Genomic DNA, 16,267 nt, shown 5'->3' with positions numbered 1-16,267 from the left:
GGGTTGTGAGTCGTACACAAAACGGTGTTCCAACTCGATACCTGTGGGAGCTGGCTTGCCAGCGATGGCTATCTAACAGGCGACGCAGATCTCAACGCTTGTCGAGCTTATCCGGCAGCGGCGCAAACAACGCTTCAATATCATCACTCTGCAACTTCCAGTCCCCGGCCTTGCGCCCATCCAGCACGCCTGCCGCCAAGTCGGATTTTTCCTTTTGCAGGTGCTGAATCTTCTCTTCCACCGTGCCCCGAGCAATCATCTTGTAGACGAACACCGGTTTCTCCTGACCAATCCGGTACGCCCGATCCGTCGCCTGATTCTCGGTCGCCGGGTTCCACCACGGGTCGTAGTGAATCACCGTATCCGCTTCCGTCAGGTTCAAGCCCACGCCACCAGCCTTCAGACTGATCAGAAAGATCTGACGCTTGCCGCTCTGGAATTCCTTCACCGGCGTACGCCGATCTCGGGTTTGGCCGGTCAGTAGCGCGTAAGCGACATTACGTTTTTTCAGCTCGTTTTCGATCAAGGACAGCATCGAGGTGAACTGCGAAAACAGCAGGATCCGCCGACCCTCCTCAAACAGCTCCTCAAGCATTTCCATCAAGCTGTCGAGCTTGCCCGAGGTGCTGCCGCGAGCGGGCAGGGTGGCGTCGTTGACCAGGCGCAGATCGCAGCAGACCTGACGCAGCTTCAAAAGCGCCTCAAGAATGATGATCTGACTGCGCGCCACGCCTTTACGGGTGATCTCGTCGCGAACTTTCTTGTCCATCGCCAGGCGCATGGTTTCATACACATCGCGTTGCGCTTCGTTGAGGTCGACCCAGTGGATGATCTCGGTTTTCGGCGGTAACTCGGTGGCAACCTGTTCCTTGGTCCGGCGCAGCAGAAACGGTTTTATCCTACCGTTCAAGTGCTGAAGTCTGACTTCACTGCCGCGCTTTTCAATCGGCACACGGTAATCGGCATTGAAGCTTTTCACGTCGCCGAGCCAGCCCGGCAGCAGGAAATGGAACAGTGACCACAACTCGCCCAAGTGGTTTTCCAGCGGCGTACCGCTGAGGCACAGGCGCTGGCGCGCATTCAACTCGCGCGCCGCTTGTGCGGCTTTGCTGTTGGGGTTCTTGATGTACTGCGCCTCGTCCAGCACCAACACATGCAGCGGCTGCTTGGCCAGACGTTCGACGTCTTTGGGCAGTAGTGCGTAAGTGGTGAGGATCAGGTCGTAATCCGCCAGATTGTCGAAGTGCTTTTTGCGAGTGGCGCCGTACAGCGCAACTACTTTCAGTTGCGGCGTGAAGTGCGCCGCCTCATCGAGCCAGTTCGGAATCAGGCTGGTCGGCATCACCACCATGCACGGGTGATCGAGGCGACCGGCGATTTTCTCACTGAGAATATGCGCCAGAGTCTGTAGGGTTTTGCCCAAGCCCATGTCGTCCGCAAGAATCCCGCCGACTTCCAGTTGCCGCAGCGATTGCATCCAGCTCAAGCCTTCGAGCTGATAAGGGCGCAGCGTCGCATTCAAGCCCTCTGGGGCTTCTGCACTGAAATCACGAATGTCGCGCAGGCGTTGAGCGAGCGTGCGGATCTGCTCGCCACCCTCCCACAGCAGCGGCAGGCCTTCCAGAGAGTTGAGGCGCGTGGCGTCGGCCTTGCTCAGGCGCAGGGTGGTTTCGCCCGGCTCCTGCAAATAAAACTCGCCGAGCGTCATCAATACCGGCTTCAACCGGCCCAACGGCAAAGCCACTTGCAACGGCCCATGCTCGCTGGTGCGTTGCGGGATATTGACCAGAATCAGTTCATCGTCGCGGCGACGGGCGAGGCGTTCCGGGTTGAGGATTTCCGCGTGTGAGCGCATCAGATTGAGCAAAATAGGCAACAGGCTCAGGCGCTCACCGTTGACGATGATCCCCAGTTCCAGATCAAACCAGTCGCGCTCCGGCACCTGTTCTACGGTGGCGTACCAGTCATCCACGGCGGTCAGATCGAAGCCGAACTCCTCATCGATCTGCAGTTCCCAGCCTTGGCTGCGCAGTTTCGGCAGGTCGTTGAGGGTGAAGGTCAGCCAGGCGCTGTCATTGACCATCTCGTACAGCTCGCCGGCGCTTTCCGGCAGCGCTTTGCTCTGTCGCGTGGCGATGCGAAAGCCGAGGATTCTTAACTGTTCGCGGTAGGACTGTTCGACTTCCGGGTGACGTTTTATCCGCAGCGTCTGGGTCTCCTGACGAATCAGGATGTCGCTGTTCTTCTGCCCGCTGACGTACTCATCCAGATAACTGAACGACAACGCCGCGCGATGCTGAATGTAGCGCTGCATCTTGCCGTTACGCGGTTCGAAAGCGCTGAACTCGACGCTGGCCAGCCACAGACGTGGCAACGGCTGCACGTTATCGACCAGCACTTGCGGTGGCGCTTTCGGGCTGCGGTTTTCCAGCACGGCTTGCAGCTTTTCCAAGAGTTCGGCGTCTTTGGCGGCGGCGGGGTAATCGAGGGTTTCCTGCACTTTCAGCAGGACGGCGGCGCAGTGTTTGCAATTGGTACGCACCGGGCAGGTGCAGCCGGCATCGACCAGCAGCAAGGTGCCTTTGGCTGACTCGCGCAGGTGAATGGTCTGACGGTACACGTTACCGCCAGAGCCTTCGCAACTGGCGGTGATGGTCGCATCACCGACCTGGGCGATGCGTACTCGATTTTCCAGGGCGTAGCGGCGGCCACGCTCCAGGCTCTGTTCCTTGAATCGGCTGACCCAGGAGGGCGCCAACGGTTTACTCAGCGGCGGGTTCATAAGGACTTCGATCAGTCCGGAATCGCTTCAGGTGCTTCCCGTGGCGCAGGCGCGGTCAGGGAAGTGATCTTGATCAGCAGGGCCAGATGGCCGTTGTCGAGATAGTTGAGTTGGCCGTTCTTGGTGTGGCTGTCCTGTTTTAGGCGCTCGCTGGCGGTGACCAGGCCATTGGCGTCGATCTGATTGACCCAGAAGTCGGCCGCCACGTCGGTGAAGCGCCCGAGCTTCATCTCCAGCGTGCCCTCGATCGGGAATTGGCCGAACTGCTCCTGACCATCGCTGACCGCAACTTTTGCCGGTGCTTCGCCAAGGGTTTGCTGCCAGGCCTTGTGCATCAGCACGCTGTAGTCGCCGCTGGCGGTGAGTTTAGTCACCACGTCATTCAGTGCAGGCGTGCGCTGGCTGTCATCGGCCAAGCGCTGGGCGCCAGCGGCCCAGTCTTCCGGCGCGGCACGGCTGACGATCGCCGGCACGGCGTTCTGCCGGACCAGAATCATTTCGACCTGATACAGGTCATCGGCGAAAACCGAGGGTGCTGACACTGTTATCAAAAGCGAGGTCAGCAGCAAAGTCAGCGAACGAAACAGGCGCATTGGGCGTCCTTCAAACAGATTTCGGGAGGAGGCGCTCAAACAGCGCCTCTACAGTATTAAAGCGCTCTTCCGGGCGTTCCATCGGCACCTGGAACTTGAACATTGTGGCGCCTTCGAATTTGTAGCGTTTTGGCTGGCTCTGGATCAGCTTGATCAGCGTCATCGGATCGACCGGCGTCTGCGCTTCGAACTCGATGCGCCCACCTTGCGGCCCGCCATCGACTTTCTTGATGCCGAGTTTTTCTGCCTGCAGCTTCAATGCCGTGATGCGCACCAGATTCTTCGTCGGTTCCGGCAACAAGCCGAAACGGTCGATCATCTCGACTTGCAGATCCTTCAAGCCTTCCTCATCGGTGGCCGAAGCAATGCGCTTGTACAGAATCAGACGCGCGTGAACGTCCGGCAGATAGTCTTCCGGAATCAGCGCCGGCACCCGCAGGTTGACTTCCGGGCCACCGCCGAGCGGCTGATCGAGGTTCGGTTGCTCGCCTTTGCGGATCGACTTCACCGCGCGCTCAAGCATTTCCATATACAGCGTGAAACCGACGGCTTGAATCTGCCCGCTCTGGCCATCGCCGAGCAGTTCGCCGGCGCCACGGATTTCCAGGTCGTTGGTGGCCAGTACGAAACCGGCGCCGAGATCCTGAGTATTGGCAATTGCCTCCAGACGCTTTTCCGCGTCCGAAGTGATTTGCTGGCGCGGCGGCGTCAGCAGGTAGGCGTAAGCCTGGTGGTGACTGCGGCCGACACGACCACGCAACTGGTGCAGTTGCGCCAGGCCGAACTTGTCGGCGCGCTCGATGATGATGGTGTTGGCGCTTGGCACGTCGATACCGGTCTCGATGATGGTCGAGGCGATCAGCACGTTGAAGCGCTTGTGATAGAAGTCGCTCATCACCTGTTCGAGTTCGCGCTCGCGCATCTGTCCGTGACCGATGCCGATGCGTGCTTCTGGCACCAGTTCGGCGAGATCGGCGGCGCACTTCTCGATGGTTTTCACATCGTTGTGCAAGTAGTAAACCTGACCGCCACGCAGCAGTTCGCGGAGCAGGGCTTCTTTGACCGTACTCTTGTTCTGCTCCATGACGAAGGTGCGCACCGACAGGCGTCGTGCTGGCGGCGTGGCGATGATCGACAGGTCGCGCATGCCCGACACCGCCATGTTCAGCGTGCGCGGAATCGGCGTGGCGGTCAGCGTAAGAATGTCGACTTCGCTGCGCAGGGCTTTGAGCTGTTCCTTCTGGCGGACACCGAAACGGTGCTCTTCGTCGATGATCACCAACCCGAGGTTTTTGATTTTGACGTCGTCGGACAGCAGCTTGTGCGTGCCGATGACGATGTCGATCTTGCCTTCGGCCAGATCGGCAATCGCCGCATTCACTTCCTTGGCCGATTTGAAGCGGCTCATGACTTCTACGGTCACCGGCCAGTCGGCGAAGCGGTCGCGGAAGCTGTTGTAGTGCTGCTGGGCGAGCAGGGTGGTCGGCACCAGAATCGCCACCTGACGACCGCCATGCACGGCGATGAACGCAGCACGCATGGCCACTTCGGTCTTGCCGAAGCCGACGTCGCCGCAGACCAGTCGATCCATCGGTTTCGGCGCGAGCATGTCTTCGCGCACGGCTTCGATGGTCGACTGCTGATCCGGGGTTTCTTCGAACGGGAAGCCTGCGCTGAACGTTGCGTAATCGGCTTTCGGGTCGGCGAATGCGTAACCTTCGCGAGCGGCGCGACGGGCATAGATGTCGAGCAGTTCAGCGGCGACATCGCGCACCTGTTCGGCGGCTTTGCGCTTGGCTTTCTGCCAAACCTCGGAGCCGAGGCGGTGCAGCGGGGCCAGGGCGTCGTCGCTGCCGGTGTAGCGCGCAATCAAATGCAGGTTGGCCACCGGCACATAGAGTTTGGCGTTCTCGGCGTATTCGAGGGTGAGGAATTCGGCCGCCTGATTGTCGATTTCCAGAATCGTCAGGCCCAGATAGCGGCCGACACCGTGATCGATGTGCACCACCGGCGCGCCTTCGCGCAGCTCGGTGAGGTTCTTGATCACCGCATCGTTATTGCCGTCGGCACGCTTCTCGCGGCGACGACGTTGCATCACGCGCTGACCGAACAGCGGACTTTCCGCGACCAGTGCCAGCGCTGGGTCATCCAGCATCAGGCCTTCGTCGAGCGGGGCAATGGTGATCGCCAGGCGATCCTTGCTCGCGACGAAGTCTGGCCAGCTGTCGACAGTTTTCGGCCGCAGCTTCAGGCGTTCAAGCAACTCCAGCAGCACTTCGCGACGGCCGGCGGATTCGGCGGTGAACAGCACGCGGCCGGGGAATTCATCGAGGAACCCGGCCAGCGCGGCCAGCGGTTGCGTGGCTTTGGCTTCAATCGCCAGATTCGGCAGCACTTGCGCCGGGAAGCGTTCGCGACCAGCGCCAGTTTCGACGTCTTGCTGACTGGCAACCACACGCGGCCAGCTCTTCAGGCGCGCGAAGCAGTCTTCCACCGGCAGGAACAATTCGGCGGGCGGCAATAAAGGACGCGAAGGGTCGACGCGGCGCTCTTCATAGCGATTGCGCACGTCGTTCCAGAAGTTTTCCGCCGCTTGCTCGATGCCCGGCAGCGAGAACACCTGGGTGTCCTGCGGCAGGTAATCGAACAGCGTCGAAGTTTCGTCGAAGAACAGCGGCAGGTAGTACTCGATACCGGCCGGAGTGATGCCGCTGCTCAGATCCTGAAAGATCGGGCAGCGACGGAAGTCGACGTCGAAACGCTCGCGGAAGCGTGCCTTGAAGCGGGTGACCGCGTCTTTCTGCAGCGGGAACTCACGAGCCGGCAGCAGCTTGACCGAATCGACCTTGTCGATGGAGCGCTGGTTTTCCGGATCGAAGGTGCGCAGGGTTTCGATTTCGTCATCGAACAGGTCGATGCGATACGGCAGTTTGCTGCCCATCGGGAACAGGTCGATCAACGCACCGCGCACGGTGAACTCGCCATGCTCATACACCGTGTCGACGTAGCGATAGCCACTGGCTTCGAGGCGCGCACGCATCTGTTCAACGTCGAGCTTTTGGCCGACATCCAGTACCAGACTGCTGCCGAGCAGGAACTTGGTCGGCGCCAAGCGGTGCAACGCTGTAGTGATCGGCACCACCAGCACGCCATGTTCCAGCTCCGGCAGCCTATACAAGCTGGCGATGCGCTGGGAAATGATGTCCTGGTGCGGCGAGAACAGGTCGTACGGCAGGGTTTCCCAGTCAGGGAAATGCAGAACGGGCAAATCCGGGGCGAAGAAACTCAGCTCCTGTTCCAGTCGTTCAGCGCTCTGGCTGTCGGCGGTCAGTAGCAGGGTGAAGCGCTTGGCAGCGCTGGCAGCCTCGGCAATCGCCAGGCTGAGGGCAGCACCGGGCAGATTGCCCCAATGCTGTTTACCTGCCTCGGCAGGGAGTAGCGGTAGACGCAGAACGGGCACGGAAGGTTGAGCTCCAGGCTTTGCGACAAAGTCGGTAATTGTAGCGGCGTCGGGTGCCGCCTGTCAGTTGCAGACTACGTCTATCTTCGCTGTTTGGACGAAATGTAGTGGTAACCATAAAAACCAGCCGTTTTTTTGTGGTTATGTAGTGCCGAAACGGGGTGGTGTTACGGAGGGTTACAGACATCGTCTAACAGTCGTCGAAAAATTGACTGCGCTGAAAGCCCCGGTTTTACTGGGCTTGAGAGAGGCGTAATTTTTTTGAACGGAATTTTGTTACCGATTTCGCGACAAGCGCGCATTGCTACAGGAGGTTGTCGGCGGCATAATGTAGCCCCTTTTTTCTGCCCCTACATGTGGAAGGTTACCGTGACTCAGAAGCCCGACCAGTGTCTTGGTGAATGGATCGACCGTGAAGCACTCGCAGAAGCGATGATTCCGCTTATCGGTCAGCTCTACCGCAATAACAACGTGGTGAGCTCGATCTATGGCCGCAGCCTGATCAACCAGTCTGTCATCGCGATTCTCAAAGCTCACCGCTTTGCGCGCCACCGTTCTTCCGACGACAGCGAACTTTCCGTCCACGAAACATTCCCACTGCTCAAAGCCATGAGCGAGCTCAAGCTCGGCGCGGCTTCGGTAGATCTGGGCAAGTTGGCGTTCAAATTCCGTAACGAAGGCAATGGCCGCAGCGCCGAGCAGTTCGTTCGTGAAGAGATGGCTGACGTGGTTGGCCAGCAAAACGCTTCCGCACGTAAAGGCACCGACGTTGTGCTCTACGGCTTCGGTCGTATCGGCCGTCTGCTGGCGCGCATCCTGATCGAAAAAACCGGTGGTGGCGACGGCCTGCGTCTGCGTGCCATCGTCGTGCGCAAAGGCGCCGAAAACGACCTGACCAAACGCGCCAGCCTGCTGCGTCGCGATTCGGTACACGGTTCGTTCAACGGCACCATTACCATCGACGAAGAAAACAACACCATCACCGCCAACGGTAACCTGATCCAGGTGATCTACGCGAAGAACCCGACTGAAGTGGATTACACCCAGTACGGCATCAAAGACGCGCTGCTGGTGGACAACACCGGTGTATGGCGTGACGCCGATGGCCTGGGTCAGCACTTGCAGTGCCCGGGTATCGACCGCGTAGTTCTGACCGCACCGGGCAAAGGCAAGCTGAAGAACATCGTGCACGGCATCAACCACGGTGAAATCACCGCTGACGACAAGATCGTGTCCGCCGCTTCCTGCACCACCAACGCCATCGTGCCGGTGCTGAAAGCTGTGAATGACAAGTTCGGCATCATCAATGGTCACGTCGAAACCGTTCACTCGTACACCAACGACCAGAACCTGATCGACAACTTCCACAAGGGCGATCGCCGTGGTCGTAGCGCCGCGCTGAACATGGTGATCACTGAGACCGGTGCTGCCACCGCTGCTGCCAAGGCCCTGCCTGAGCTGGCCGGCAAGCTGACCGGTAACGCGATCCGTGTTCCGACGCCAAACGTGTCGATGGCCATTCTCAACCTCAACCTTGAGAAAGCCGCCACCCGTGAAGAGATGAACGAGTACCTGCGCTACATGGCGCTGCACTCCGATCTGCACAAGCAAATCGACTTCGTCAACTCGCAGGAAGTGGTTTCGACTGACTTCGTCGGCTCGCGCCACGCCGGTGTGGTCGATGCTGAAGCGACCATCGTTCAGGACAACCGCGTTGTGCTGTACGTCTGGTACGACAACGAGTTCGGTTACAGCTGCCAGGTTATCCGCGTGATGGAAGACATGGCCGGTGTAAACCCGCCAGCATTCCCGCGCTAAGCGATAGCTGCACATGAAAACGCCCCGACCTAGGTCGGGGCGTTTTTGTTTGTGTGCCTTTTAAAGGTTTGTTGTCAGTACCGGCCCCTTCGCGAGCAGGCTCGCTCCCCCACTGGATCTGTGTCGCTCAGAAAATCCCCTGTGGGAGCGAGCCTGCTCGCGAAAGCGTTCTATCGAGCGCCGCCGGGCACGGCCGCTTGCGCGGTGCGTAACTCATGCTTGTTGCCACGGAACAACACCAGCGTCGCAATCAGCCCTAACACTGCCGCGCCACTGAGCCAGATCCCCGGCGCAGCCTTGTTATCCAGCACATGAATCAAATAAGTGCACGCCGCCGGGGTAAACCCGCCAAACGTCGCCGTCGCCAGGCTGTAAGCCAGCGAGAACCCGGTCGTACGCACTTCCACCGGCATGATCTCGGTCAGCGCCACCACCATCGCGCCGTTGTATGAGCCGTACAGGAACGACAACCACAGCTCGACGATCAGCAAATGGCTGAAGCTCGGGTTCGCCACCAGCCACGACAGGGCAGGGTAGGCGGTCAAAATTGCCAGAATCGTCGCCGCCAGCAGTAGGGGTTTACGTCCGATCCTGTCAGACACTGAGCCCATCACCGGCAACCAGAAGAAGTTCGACAGGCCGATGCACACCGTCACCAGCAACGCATCGAAATCCGACAAGTGCAGCTCAGCCTTGCCGAAGGTCGGGGTGTACGCGGTGATCAGGTAGAACGACACCGTGGTCATCACCACCAGCGCCATACCAGCGATGACGATGCCAAAGTTCTGACCGATCGAGCGGACGATTTCCCGCAGGGTAGGGCGGTGTTTCCGCGCCTGGAATTCTGGGGTTTCCTCCAGCGAGCGGCGAATGACGAAGATCACCGGCACAATCATGCAGCCGATCAGGAACGGCACGCGCCAGCCCCAATCACCCATTTGTTCCGGGCTCAGCCAATGGTTGAGGCCGACGCCGAGCAACCCGGCGAAGACCACTGCCGCTTGCTGACTGGCAGACTGCCAACTGACAAAGAAGCCCTTGCGGCCCGGTGTCGCGATCTCTGCCAGATACACCGACACACCGCCCAGCTCCACGCCGGCCGAGAAGCCTTGCAACAAGCGACCGAACAGTACGAGCAGCGGTGCGGCGACGCCGAGGGTCGCGTAGCCCGGCACACAGGCAATCAGCACCGTACCGGCAGCCATCAGCGCGAGGGTGATGATCAGTCCTTGGCGACGACCATGGCGGTCAATGTAGGCGCCGAGGAAGATCGCCCCCAGCGGACGCATCAGGAAACCGGCACCAAAAGTAGCCAGCGAAAGCATCAGCGAAGCGAAGGCACTGTCGGTGGGGAAGAAGGTTTTGGCGATGGCCGTGGCGTAAAAGCCATAGACCATGAAGTCGAACATTTCGAGAAAGTTGCCGCTGACAACGCGAAAGATCGCTTTGCCTTTGCCCGTGGTGGAGGACATGTTCAGGTACTCGCTATTGGATTTTGTATAAAGATGTTGCAGATCCTTTAATTCATAATGGCCGCCGCGGTTTTACGGAGAGATGAATAATTGTTCACTGGACGCTTGTTTTGGCTTGTGATGCTGGCTGGCGTATTGGCTGGCTGCGGTAATGGCGAGTCCATGGAAAGCTTCGGCGGGCCTACCATGGGCAGCACGTATTCGATCAAGTACCTGCGTCACGCAGGCATGCCTGAAGCGACGCAGGTTCGCAGTGAGGTGGAGGGCATCCTTGGCGAAATCGACCGGCAGTTATCCACCTATCGCAATGATTCGGACATCGAGCGCTTCAACGCTTTGCCCGCCAACAGCTGTCAGAAAATGCCTGCGTCGGTACTCGAATTGGTCCGAACTGGCGAACAACTCTCAGCGCAAAGCGAAGGCTCCTACGACCTGACCGTCGAGCCACTGATGAATCTCTGGGGCTTCGGCCCGCAAGGTCGTGAAGAGAAAGTCCCTGATGTCGCTGCGCTGGCCGAGGTGATGCAGCGGGTTGGTCACCAGCATCTGCATATCAATGGCGATCAGTTGTGCAAGGACGCCGCCGTCGAAGTCGACTTCAACAGCATCGCCGCCGGTTATGCCGTCGACACCATCGCGGCAAGGCTCGATGCCATGGGCATCCACGACTACCTCGCTGAAGCCACGGGTGAGCTAAAGGGAAAGGGTCGCAAGCTTGACGGCTCATCGTGGCGCATCGCTCTGGAAGAGCCCCGCGACGATCAGCAAGTCGCCGAACGCATCATCAATGTCGACGGCTACGGCGTTTCCACCTCCGGCGACTACCGCAACTATTTCCTGCAGGACGGCCGGCGTTATTCCCACACCTTCGATGCACGCACCGGTGCACCGGTCCTACACGACCTGGCGTCAGTCACGGTGATTCATCCTTCAGCGTTGATGGCCGATGGACTATCGACGCTGTTGCTGATTCTCGGCCCCGAAAGGGCGTGGGACTATGCCGAAAAACATGAGATTGGTGCATTCTTTGTGATTCGTGCCGATACAGGTTTTGTCGTCCGCACCAACGCGGCTTTCGAACGCCTCAGTGGCAAGAAAACTGACTGAGAACAATACGAAAGCTGGCGTTGTAGTGCAGGCAAAAGTAGCCTACGACGCGACCAAGGGTTAATGTGCGCGGCGTTGACGCTTCTATAGACTGTGTCCGGGTTCTTGATTGACCCCCAATTGTTCCTTCGCGCCGCCGTTCGGCGTGATTTAGCCGCCGGTGCTGCTGGCACCGCGGCCTGTTCTGAGGAGTACGCATGGCTGTCTACAACTACGACGTGGTGGTGCTGGGTTCCGGCCCGGCGGGAGAAGGCGCGGCAATGAACGCCGCCAAAGCAGGGCGCAAGGTCGCGATGGTCGACAGCCGTCGTCAGGTCGGCGGCAACTGCACCCACCTCGGTACCATCCCGTCCAAGGCACTGCGTCACTCGGTGCGGCAGATCATGCAGTTCAACACCAACCCGATGTTCCGGGCGATCGGCGAGCCACGCTGGTTCTCCTTCCCGGACGTGTTGAAAAGCGCTGAAAAGGTTATTTCCAAACAAGTCGCTTCGCGTACCGGCTACTACGCCCGTAACCGCGTCGACGTGTTCTTCGGCACCGGCAGCTTCGCCGACGAACAAACCATCGAAGTGGTCTGCGCCAACGGTGTGGTCGAAAAACTGGTGGCCAAGCACATCATCATCGCCACCGGTTCGCGTCCTTATCGCCCGGCGGACATCGATTTCCACCACCCGCGTATCTACGATAGCGACACCATCCTCAGCCTCAACCACACCCCGCGCAAACTGATCGTTTACGGTGCCGGCGTGATCGGTTGCGAATACGCGTCGATCTTCAGCGGTCTGGGTGTGCTGGTCGAGTTGGTCGACAACCGTGGTCAGTTGCTGAGCTTCCTCGACTCGGAAATCTCCCAGGCGTTGAGCTACCACTTCAGCAACAACAACATCACCGTGCGCCACAACGAAGATTACGATCGCGTTGAAGGCGTTGACAACGGCGTGATCCTGCACCTGAAGTCCGGCAAGAAGATCAAGGCCGACGCCTTGCTCTGGTGCAACGGTCGTACCGGTAACACCGACCAGCTCGGTCTGGAAAACATCGGCGTCAAGGTCAACAGCCGTGGCCAGATCGAAGTCGACGAGGCTTACCGTACCTGCGTGCCGAACATCTACGGCGCCGGTGACGTGATCGGCTGGCCGAGCCTGGCCAGTGCCGCCCACGACCAGGGTCGTTCGGCCGCTGGCAGCATCGTTGATAACGGTAGCTGGCGCTTTGTGAATGACGTGCCGACCGGCATCTACACCATTCCGGAGATCAGCTCGATCGGCAAGAACGAGCAGGAGCTGACCCAGGCCAAAGTGCCGTATGAAGTGGGCAAGGCGTTCTTCAAGAGCATGGCGCGTGCGCAGATTGCCGGCGAGCCGCAAGGCATGCTGAAGATCCTGTTCCACCGTGAAACCCTGGAAGTGCTGGGCGTGCACTGCTTCGGTTATCAGGCATCGGAGATCGTCCACATCGGTCAGGCGATCATGAACCAGCCGGGCGAACTGAACACCCTGAAGTACTTCGTCAACACCACGTTCAATTACCCGACCATGGCCGAAGCCTATCGGGTAGCGGCGTACGACGGCCTCAACCGGCTTTTTTGACGGGCTCCGGCCGGTGGCCTGAGCCGGCCGGGGAGACCGATTTCAGCAATTCTCGAGGGTGGCAGTGGCCAAACCGGGAAAGTCTGTAATCAGGCTGTCAACGCCGAAGTCGGCGAGTCTGCGCATCAGCGCAGGCTCGTTGACGGTCCACACCGACACATGCAGCCCCTGACGCTGCGCCTTCTGCAGGCGTTCCGGCGTACACAGCGTCCAGTTCAACGCGAGAATCTCACAGCCATAGCTGGCCGCGACCTTCAACGGGTCGAGCCAGGCGTATTCGGCGACCAGTCCCCGTGACACATCCGGCACCAGATCCAACGCCGCTTTCAGCACTTCCCGCGAACTCGAGGTGATCGTCACCTTGTCCAGCAGGCCATGGCGCTGAGCCATTTCACGAATCGCCAGCACGGTGGTTGCCGCGCGAGTACGCGAAGCGCTTTTGACTTCCAGCTGCCAGTGATCGAAATCACATTTCTCGAACAACTCTTCCAACGTCGGAATCGGGCACGGCTTGATCCAGCCGGGGCCGCCCTTGCGCGCGTCGTAGGTCACCAGTTCGGCGGCGGTGTGCTCGACAACCTTGCCGCGCCGTTCCGTGGTGCGTTTGAGGGTCGGATCGTGAATGACCATCAACTCGCCGTCCTTGGACAGGTGCAGATCCAGTTCGCAGCGGCGCACGCCGTGCTTGAGACATTCCTGAAAACTGCTCAGGGTGTTTTCCGGTGCTTCGCCCTTGGCGCCGCGGTGGCCGTAGATGAGGGTCACGGTTCTTCCTTAAATTAAATGCCTGATTCGTTCTGTTCGCGGGCCAGACGTCGTTCCTGTGCCTGCTTCTGCAAGATATAGCGGGCGAGCAATTGGCGCTGGGCATCGGTCAAGTGTTCGAACTCGGTGCCGATGTCGTAGCCTTCGCCCTTGCGGTCGCAATGGGTCACGCGGGCGCGCAGCAGCAGGCCCAGCGCTTGCGGCATCAGCACCAGTTTCACCGACAGGTGTGCACCGGCGGCGATCGGCGTCGGGTACTGAAAGTCGATCCCGCCCTCGGAGATGATCACCGGTTGCGGCTCGCCGATATGGCCGAGCACGGTCAGGGCGACCACCTGGCTGAGCAGGTCGATGCGTTTGTTCTGCGATTTCAGGAACGCGGCGATGGCCCGGTCGCGCTCGCTGATCTGGCGCAACAGGTGCTGCGACTCGAATTCGCTCAGGTGCAGTTCGCTGAGCAGGTTGAAGAGTGGGGAAGCATCCTGCAACACTTCCTGGCCTGCGGCTTCGGGAGCGGACAGGGGCCGAATTTCCAGTGCGATCGTGTCCTCGATACGGTAGTATTCGCGGCGATCTTCTTCATCTAATGTCGACATGGCGAACCCATGGTAGCGGCGGTGGTCTGAGTGTAAAGCTGGTTATCGACCCCCGCCACAAGGACGTTCCTTTTCCCTCCGAACAAGCCCCGACATGTTCAGACCTCTCTTCGTATTTATCGGCACGCGTTATACCCGTGCAAAGCGTCGCAATCATTTTGTGTCATTCATTTCCCTGACTTCGATGATCGGGCTCGCCCTTGGCGTGGTCGTGATGATCGTCGTGCTGTCGGTGATGAATGGCTTCGATCATGAGATGCGCACCCGCGTGCTGGGCATGGTGCCCCACGCGACCATTGAATCCACTGAGCCGCTCAACGATTGGCAAAGCCTCGCGACCCAGGTCAAGCAGAACCCGCAGGTGACGGCGGTTGCGCCGTTCACCCAGATGCAGGGCCTGCTGACCAATAACGGTCAGGTGTCCAAGGTGTTGCTCAACGCCATCGACCCTGCGCTCGAGCGCAACGTGTCGATCATCGACAACTTCATGAAGCAGGGCAAACTCGACGATTTGACGCCGGGCAGCTTCGGCATCGTCATCGGCGACAAGGCCGCGACCAAGCTGGGCGTCGGCATCGGTGACAAAGTCACCTTCGTCGCGCCGGAGGTCAGCGTGACCCCGGCCGGGATGTTCCCGCGCATGAAGCGCTTCACCGTGGTCGGCATTTTCCATGTCGGTGCCGGTGAGCTTGACGGCTACCTGGGTGTGACCAACCTGCAGGATCTGGCGAAGATGCACCGCTGGAAGCCTGATCAGGTGCAGGGCATTCGCCTGAAGTTCGACGACCTGTTCCAGGCACCGCGCGTAGCATGGAACATCGCCCAGCAACTCGGCGAAGACCATTACTACGCCCGCGACTGGACGCGCACCCACGGCAATCTGTATCAGGCGATCCGCATGGAAAAAGCCATGATCGGCCTGCTGTTGCTGCTGATCGTCGCCGTCGCTGCGTTCAACATCATTTCCACGCTGGTGATGGTGGTCAACGACAAGAAGGGCGACATCGCCATTCTGCGCACCTTGGGTGCGACGCCGGGCACGATCATGCGTACGTTCATGGTGCAGGGCACGGTGATCGGTGTGGTCGGCACGGCGATTGGCGCGGTGGTCGGCATTTTCGCGGCGCTTAATGTCAGCGCGGCGATCTCGGCACTGGAAGGCCTGATCGGCCACAAATTCCTTAATGCTGACGTGTATTTCATTGATTATCTTCCGTCGCAGGTACAGAGCCAGGATGTGGTCATGGTCTGCGCCGCGGCGTTGGTTCTGAGTTTCCTCGCCACCCTGTATCCCGCCTGGCGTGCCGCGCGCACCCAGCCGGCGGAGGCGCTACGTTATGAGTGAGTCGGGCATGAGTGAACAAGCAATCTTGAGCTGCCGCAACCTGGGCAAATCCTACGAGGAAGGCCCGGAATCGGTAGAAGTCCTCGCCGGCCTGCAACTGGAGTTGCACCCGGGCGAGCGTGTGGCGATCGTCGGCACCTCGGGTTCGGGCAAAAGTACTTTGCTCAACCTGTTGGGCGGCCTCGATACGCCAACCAAGGGCAGCGTCTGGCTCGACGGCGAAGAGCTGTCGGCACTGAGCGAGAAGAAGCGTGGCCTGCTGCGTAACCGTGCGCTCGGTTTCGTTTACCAGTTCCACCATTTGCTGCCGGAATTCACCGCGCTGGAAAACGTCTGCATGCCGCTGCTGATCGGCAAGACGCCGATCCCGGAAGCGCGTCAGCGCGCGACCGCTTTGCTGGAGCGCGTTGGCCTCGGCCATCGCCTTGAGCACAAACCCTCGGAACTGTCCGGTGGTGAGCGTCAGCGTGTCGCCATCGCTCGCGCTCTGGTGAATAAGCCAGGCCTGGTGATGCTCGACGAGCCGACCGGCAACCTCGACTCCCACACCGCGCAAGGCATTCAGGATTTGATGCTGGAACTCAGCACCTCGATGCGCACGGCGTTTCTGGTGGTGACCCACGACATGAACCTGGCTCGCCAGATGGATCGCGTACTGCACCTGCAAGAAGGTTGCCTGACGCCCATCTGATTGGCTGAAACCCGGCGCCTGCAAAGGCGTCGGGTCTTTTATTTTT

General features: G+C 59.7%; 11 protein-coding genes. 5 read left to right on the top strand and 6 right to left on the bottom strand.

Annotation, left to right across the window (positions count from 1 at the left end):
• Window positions 1-91 precede the first annotated feature (91 nt).
• The 3 genes from ACW9IR_RS06755 to mfd are packed head-to-tail and all read right to left on the bottom strand — an operon-like array spanning window position 92 to window position 6,835.
• On the bottom strand, window positions 92-2,782 hold the full coding sequence (locus ACW9IR_RS06755; RefSeq protein WP_457462309.1) for a DEAD/DEAH box helicase: 2,691 nt from the start codon (window positions 2,780-2,782) through the stop codon (window positions 92-94).
• 11 nt (window positions 2,783-2,793) lie between these two features.
• Window positions 2,794-3,375 carry a CsiV family protein gene (locus ACW9IR_RS06750; protein ID WP_102902242.1) on the bottom strand — a complete coding sequence of 194 codons (582 nt, stop codon included), beginning with the start codon at window positions 3,373-3,375 and terminating at the stop codon, window positions 2,794-2,796.
• A 10-nt stretch (window positions 3,376-3,385) separates the two neighbouring features.
• Entirely contained in the window at window positions 3,386-6,835 is a 3,450-nt protein-coding gene (gene mfd / locus ACW9IR_RS06745) for a transcription-repair coupling factor (RefSeq protein WP_457462306.1), read from the bottom strand.
• Between the two features lie 354 nt (window positions 6,836-7,189).
• Here mfd and ACW9IR_RS06740 point away from each other — a divergent pair, with 354 nt between their 5' ends.
• Complete coding sequence (locus tag ACW9IR_RS06740) at window positions 7,190-8,653, top strand: glyceraldehyde-3-phosphate dehydrogenase (RefSeq protein WP_034156430.1); 1,464 nt, start codon at window positions 7,190-7,192, stop codon at window positions 8,651-8,653.
• 170 nt (window positions 8,654-8,823) lie between these two features.
• On the opposite strand, the gene tcuC is transcribed toward ACW9IR_RS06740, so the two are convergent.
• Window positions 8,824-10,125, bottom strand: a complete 1,302-nt coding sequence (gene tcuC / locus ACW9IR_RS06735; protein WP_457462304.1) for a tricarballylate/proton symporter TcuC — start codon at window positions 10,123-10,125, stop codon at window positions 8,824-8,826.
• Window positions 10,126-10,245: 120 nt separating this feature from the next.
• On the opposite strand from tcuC, the gene ACW9IR_RS06730 reads away from it, so the two are divergent.
• Together ACW9IR_RS06730 and sthA are read left to right on the top strand one after the other, a co-directional pair.
• Window positions 10,246-11,232 carry an FAD:protein FMN transferase gene (locus tag ACW9IR_RS06730; RefSeq protein WP_180988179.1) on the top strand — a complete coding sequence of 329 codons (987 nt, stop codon included), beginning with the start codon at window positions 10,246-10,248 and terminating at the stop codon, window positions 11,230-11,232.
• 197 nt (window positions 11,233-11,429) lie between these two features.
• The gene (gene sthA, locus ACW9IR_RS06725) at window positions 11,430-12,824 is read left to right on the top strand and encodes a Si-specific NAD(P)(+) transhydrogenase (RefSeq protein WP_127929145.1); all 1,395 of its coding nucleotides are present in this window, start codon (window positions 11,430-11,432) and stop codon (window positions 12,822-12,824) included.
• A gap of 42 nt (window positions 12,825-12,866) precedes the next feature.
• On the opposite strand, the gene ACW9IR_RS06720 is transcribed toward sthA, so the two are convergent.
• Complete coding sequence (locus ACW9IR_RS06720; RefSeq protein ID WP_095121056.1) at window positions 12,867-13,589, bottom strand: glycerophosphodiester phosphodiesterase; 723 nt, start codon at window positions 13,587-13,589, stop codon at window positions 12,867-12,869.
• Between the two features lie 14 nt (window positions 13,590-13,603).
• Complete coding sequence (locus tag ACW9IR_RS06715; RefSeq protein ID WP_102902247.1) at window positions 13,604-14,185, bottom strand: PilZ domain-containing protein; 582 nt, start codon at window positions 14,183-14,185, stop codon at window positions 13,604-13,606.
• Between the two features lie 94 nt (window positions 14,186-14,279).
• Between ACW9IR_RS06715 and ACW9IR_RS06710 the strand changes: the two genes are divergently transcribed.
• Both ACW9IR_RS06710 and lolD read left to right on the top strand, forming a co-directional pair.
• Window positions 14,280-15,530, top strand: coding sequence for a lipoprotein-releasing ABC transporter permease subunit (locus ACW9IR_RS06710; RefSeq protein ID WP_038362244.1), 1,251 nt, complete (start codon window positions 14,280-14,282; stop codon window positions 15,528-15,530).
• Window positions 15,523-16,221, top strand: a complete 699-nt coding sequence (gene lolD / locus ACW9IR_RS06705) for a lipoprotein-releasing ABC transporter ATP-binding protein LolD (RefSeq protein WP_095121059.1) — start codon at window positions 15,523-15,525, stop codon at window positions 16,219-16,221. The genes ACW9IR_RS06710 and lolD overlap by 8 nt, the downstream gene beginning before the upstream one ends.
• The last annotated feature ends 46 nt before the right edge of the window (window positions 16,222-16,267 follow it).

The organism is Pseudomonas sp. SDT291_1_S447 (assembly GCF_054070155.1).
Note: the sequence above shows the minus strand (reverse complement) of the source record. Positions and strands in the feature narration are given on the sequence as shown.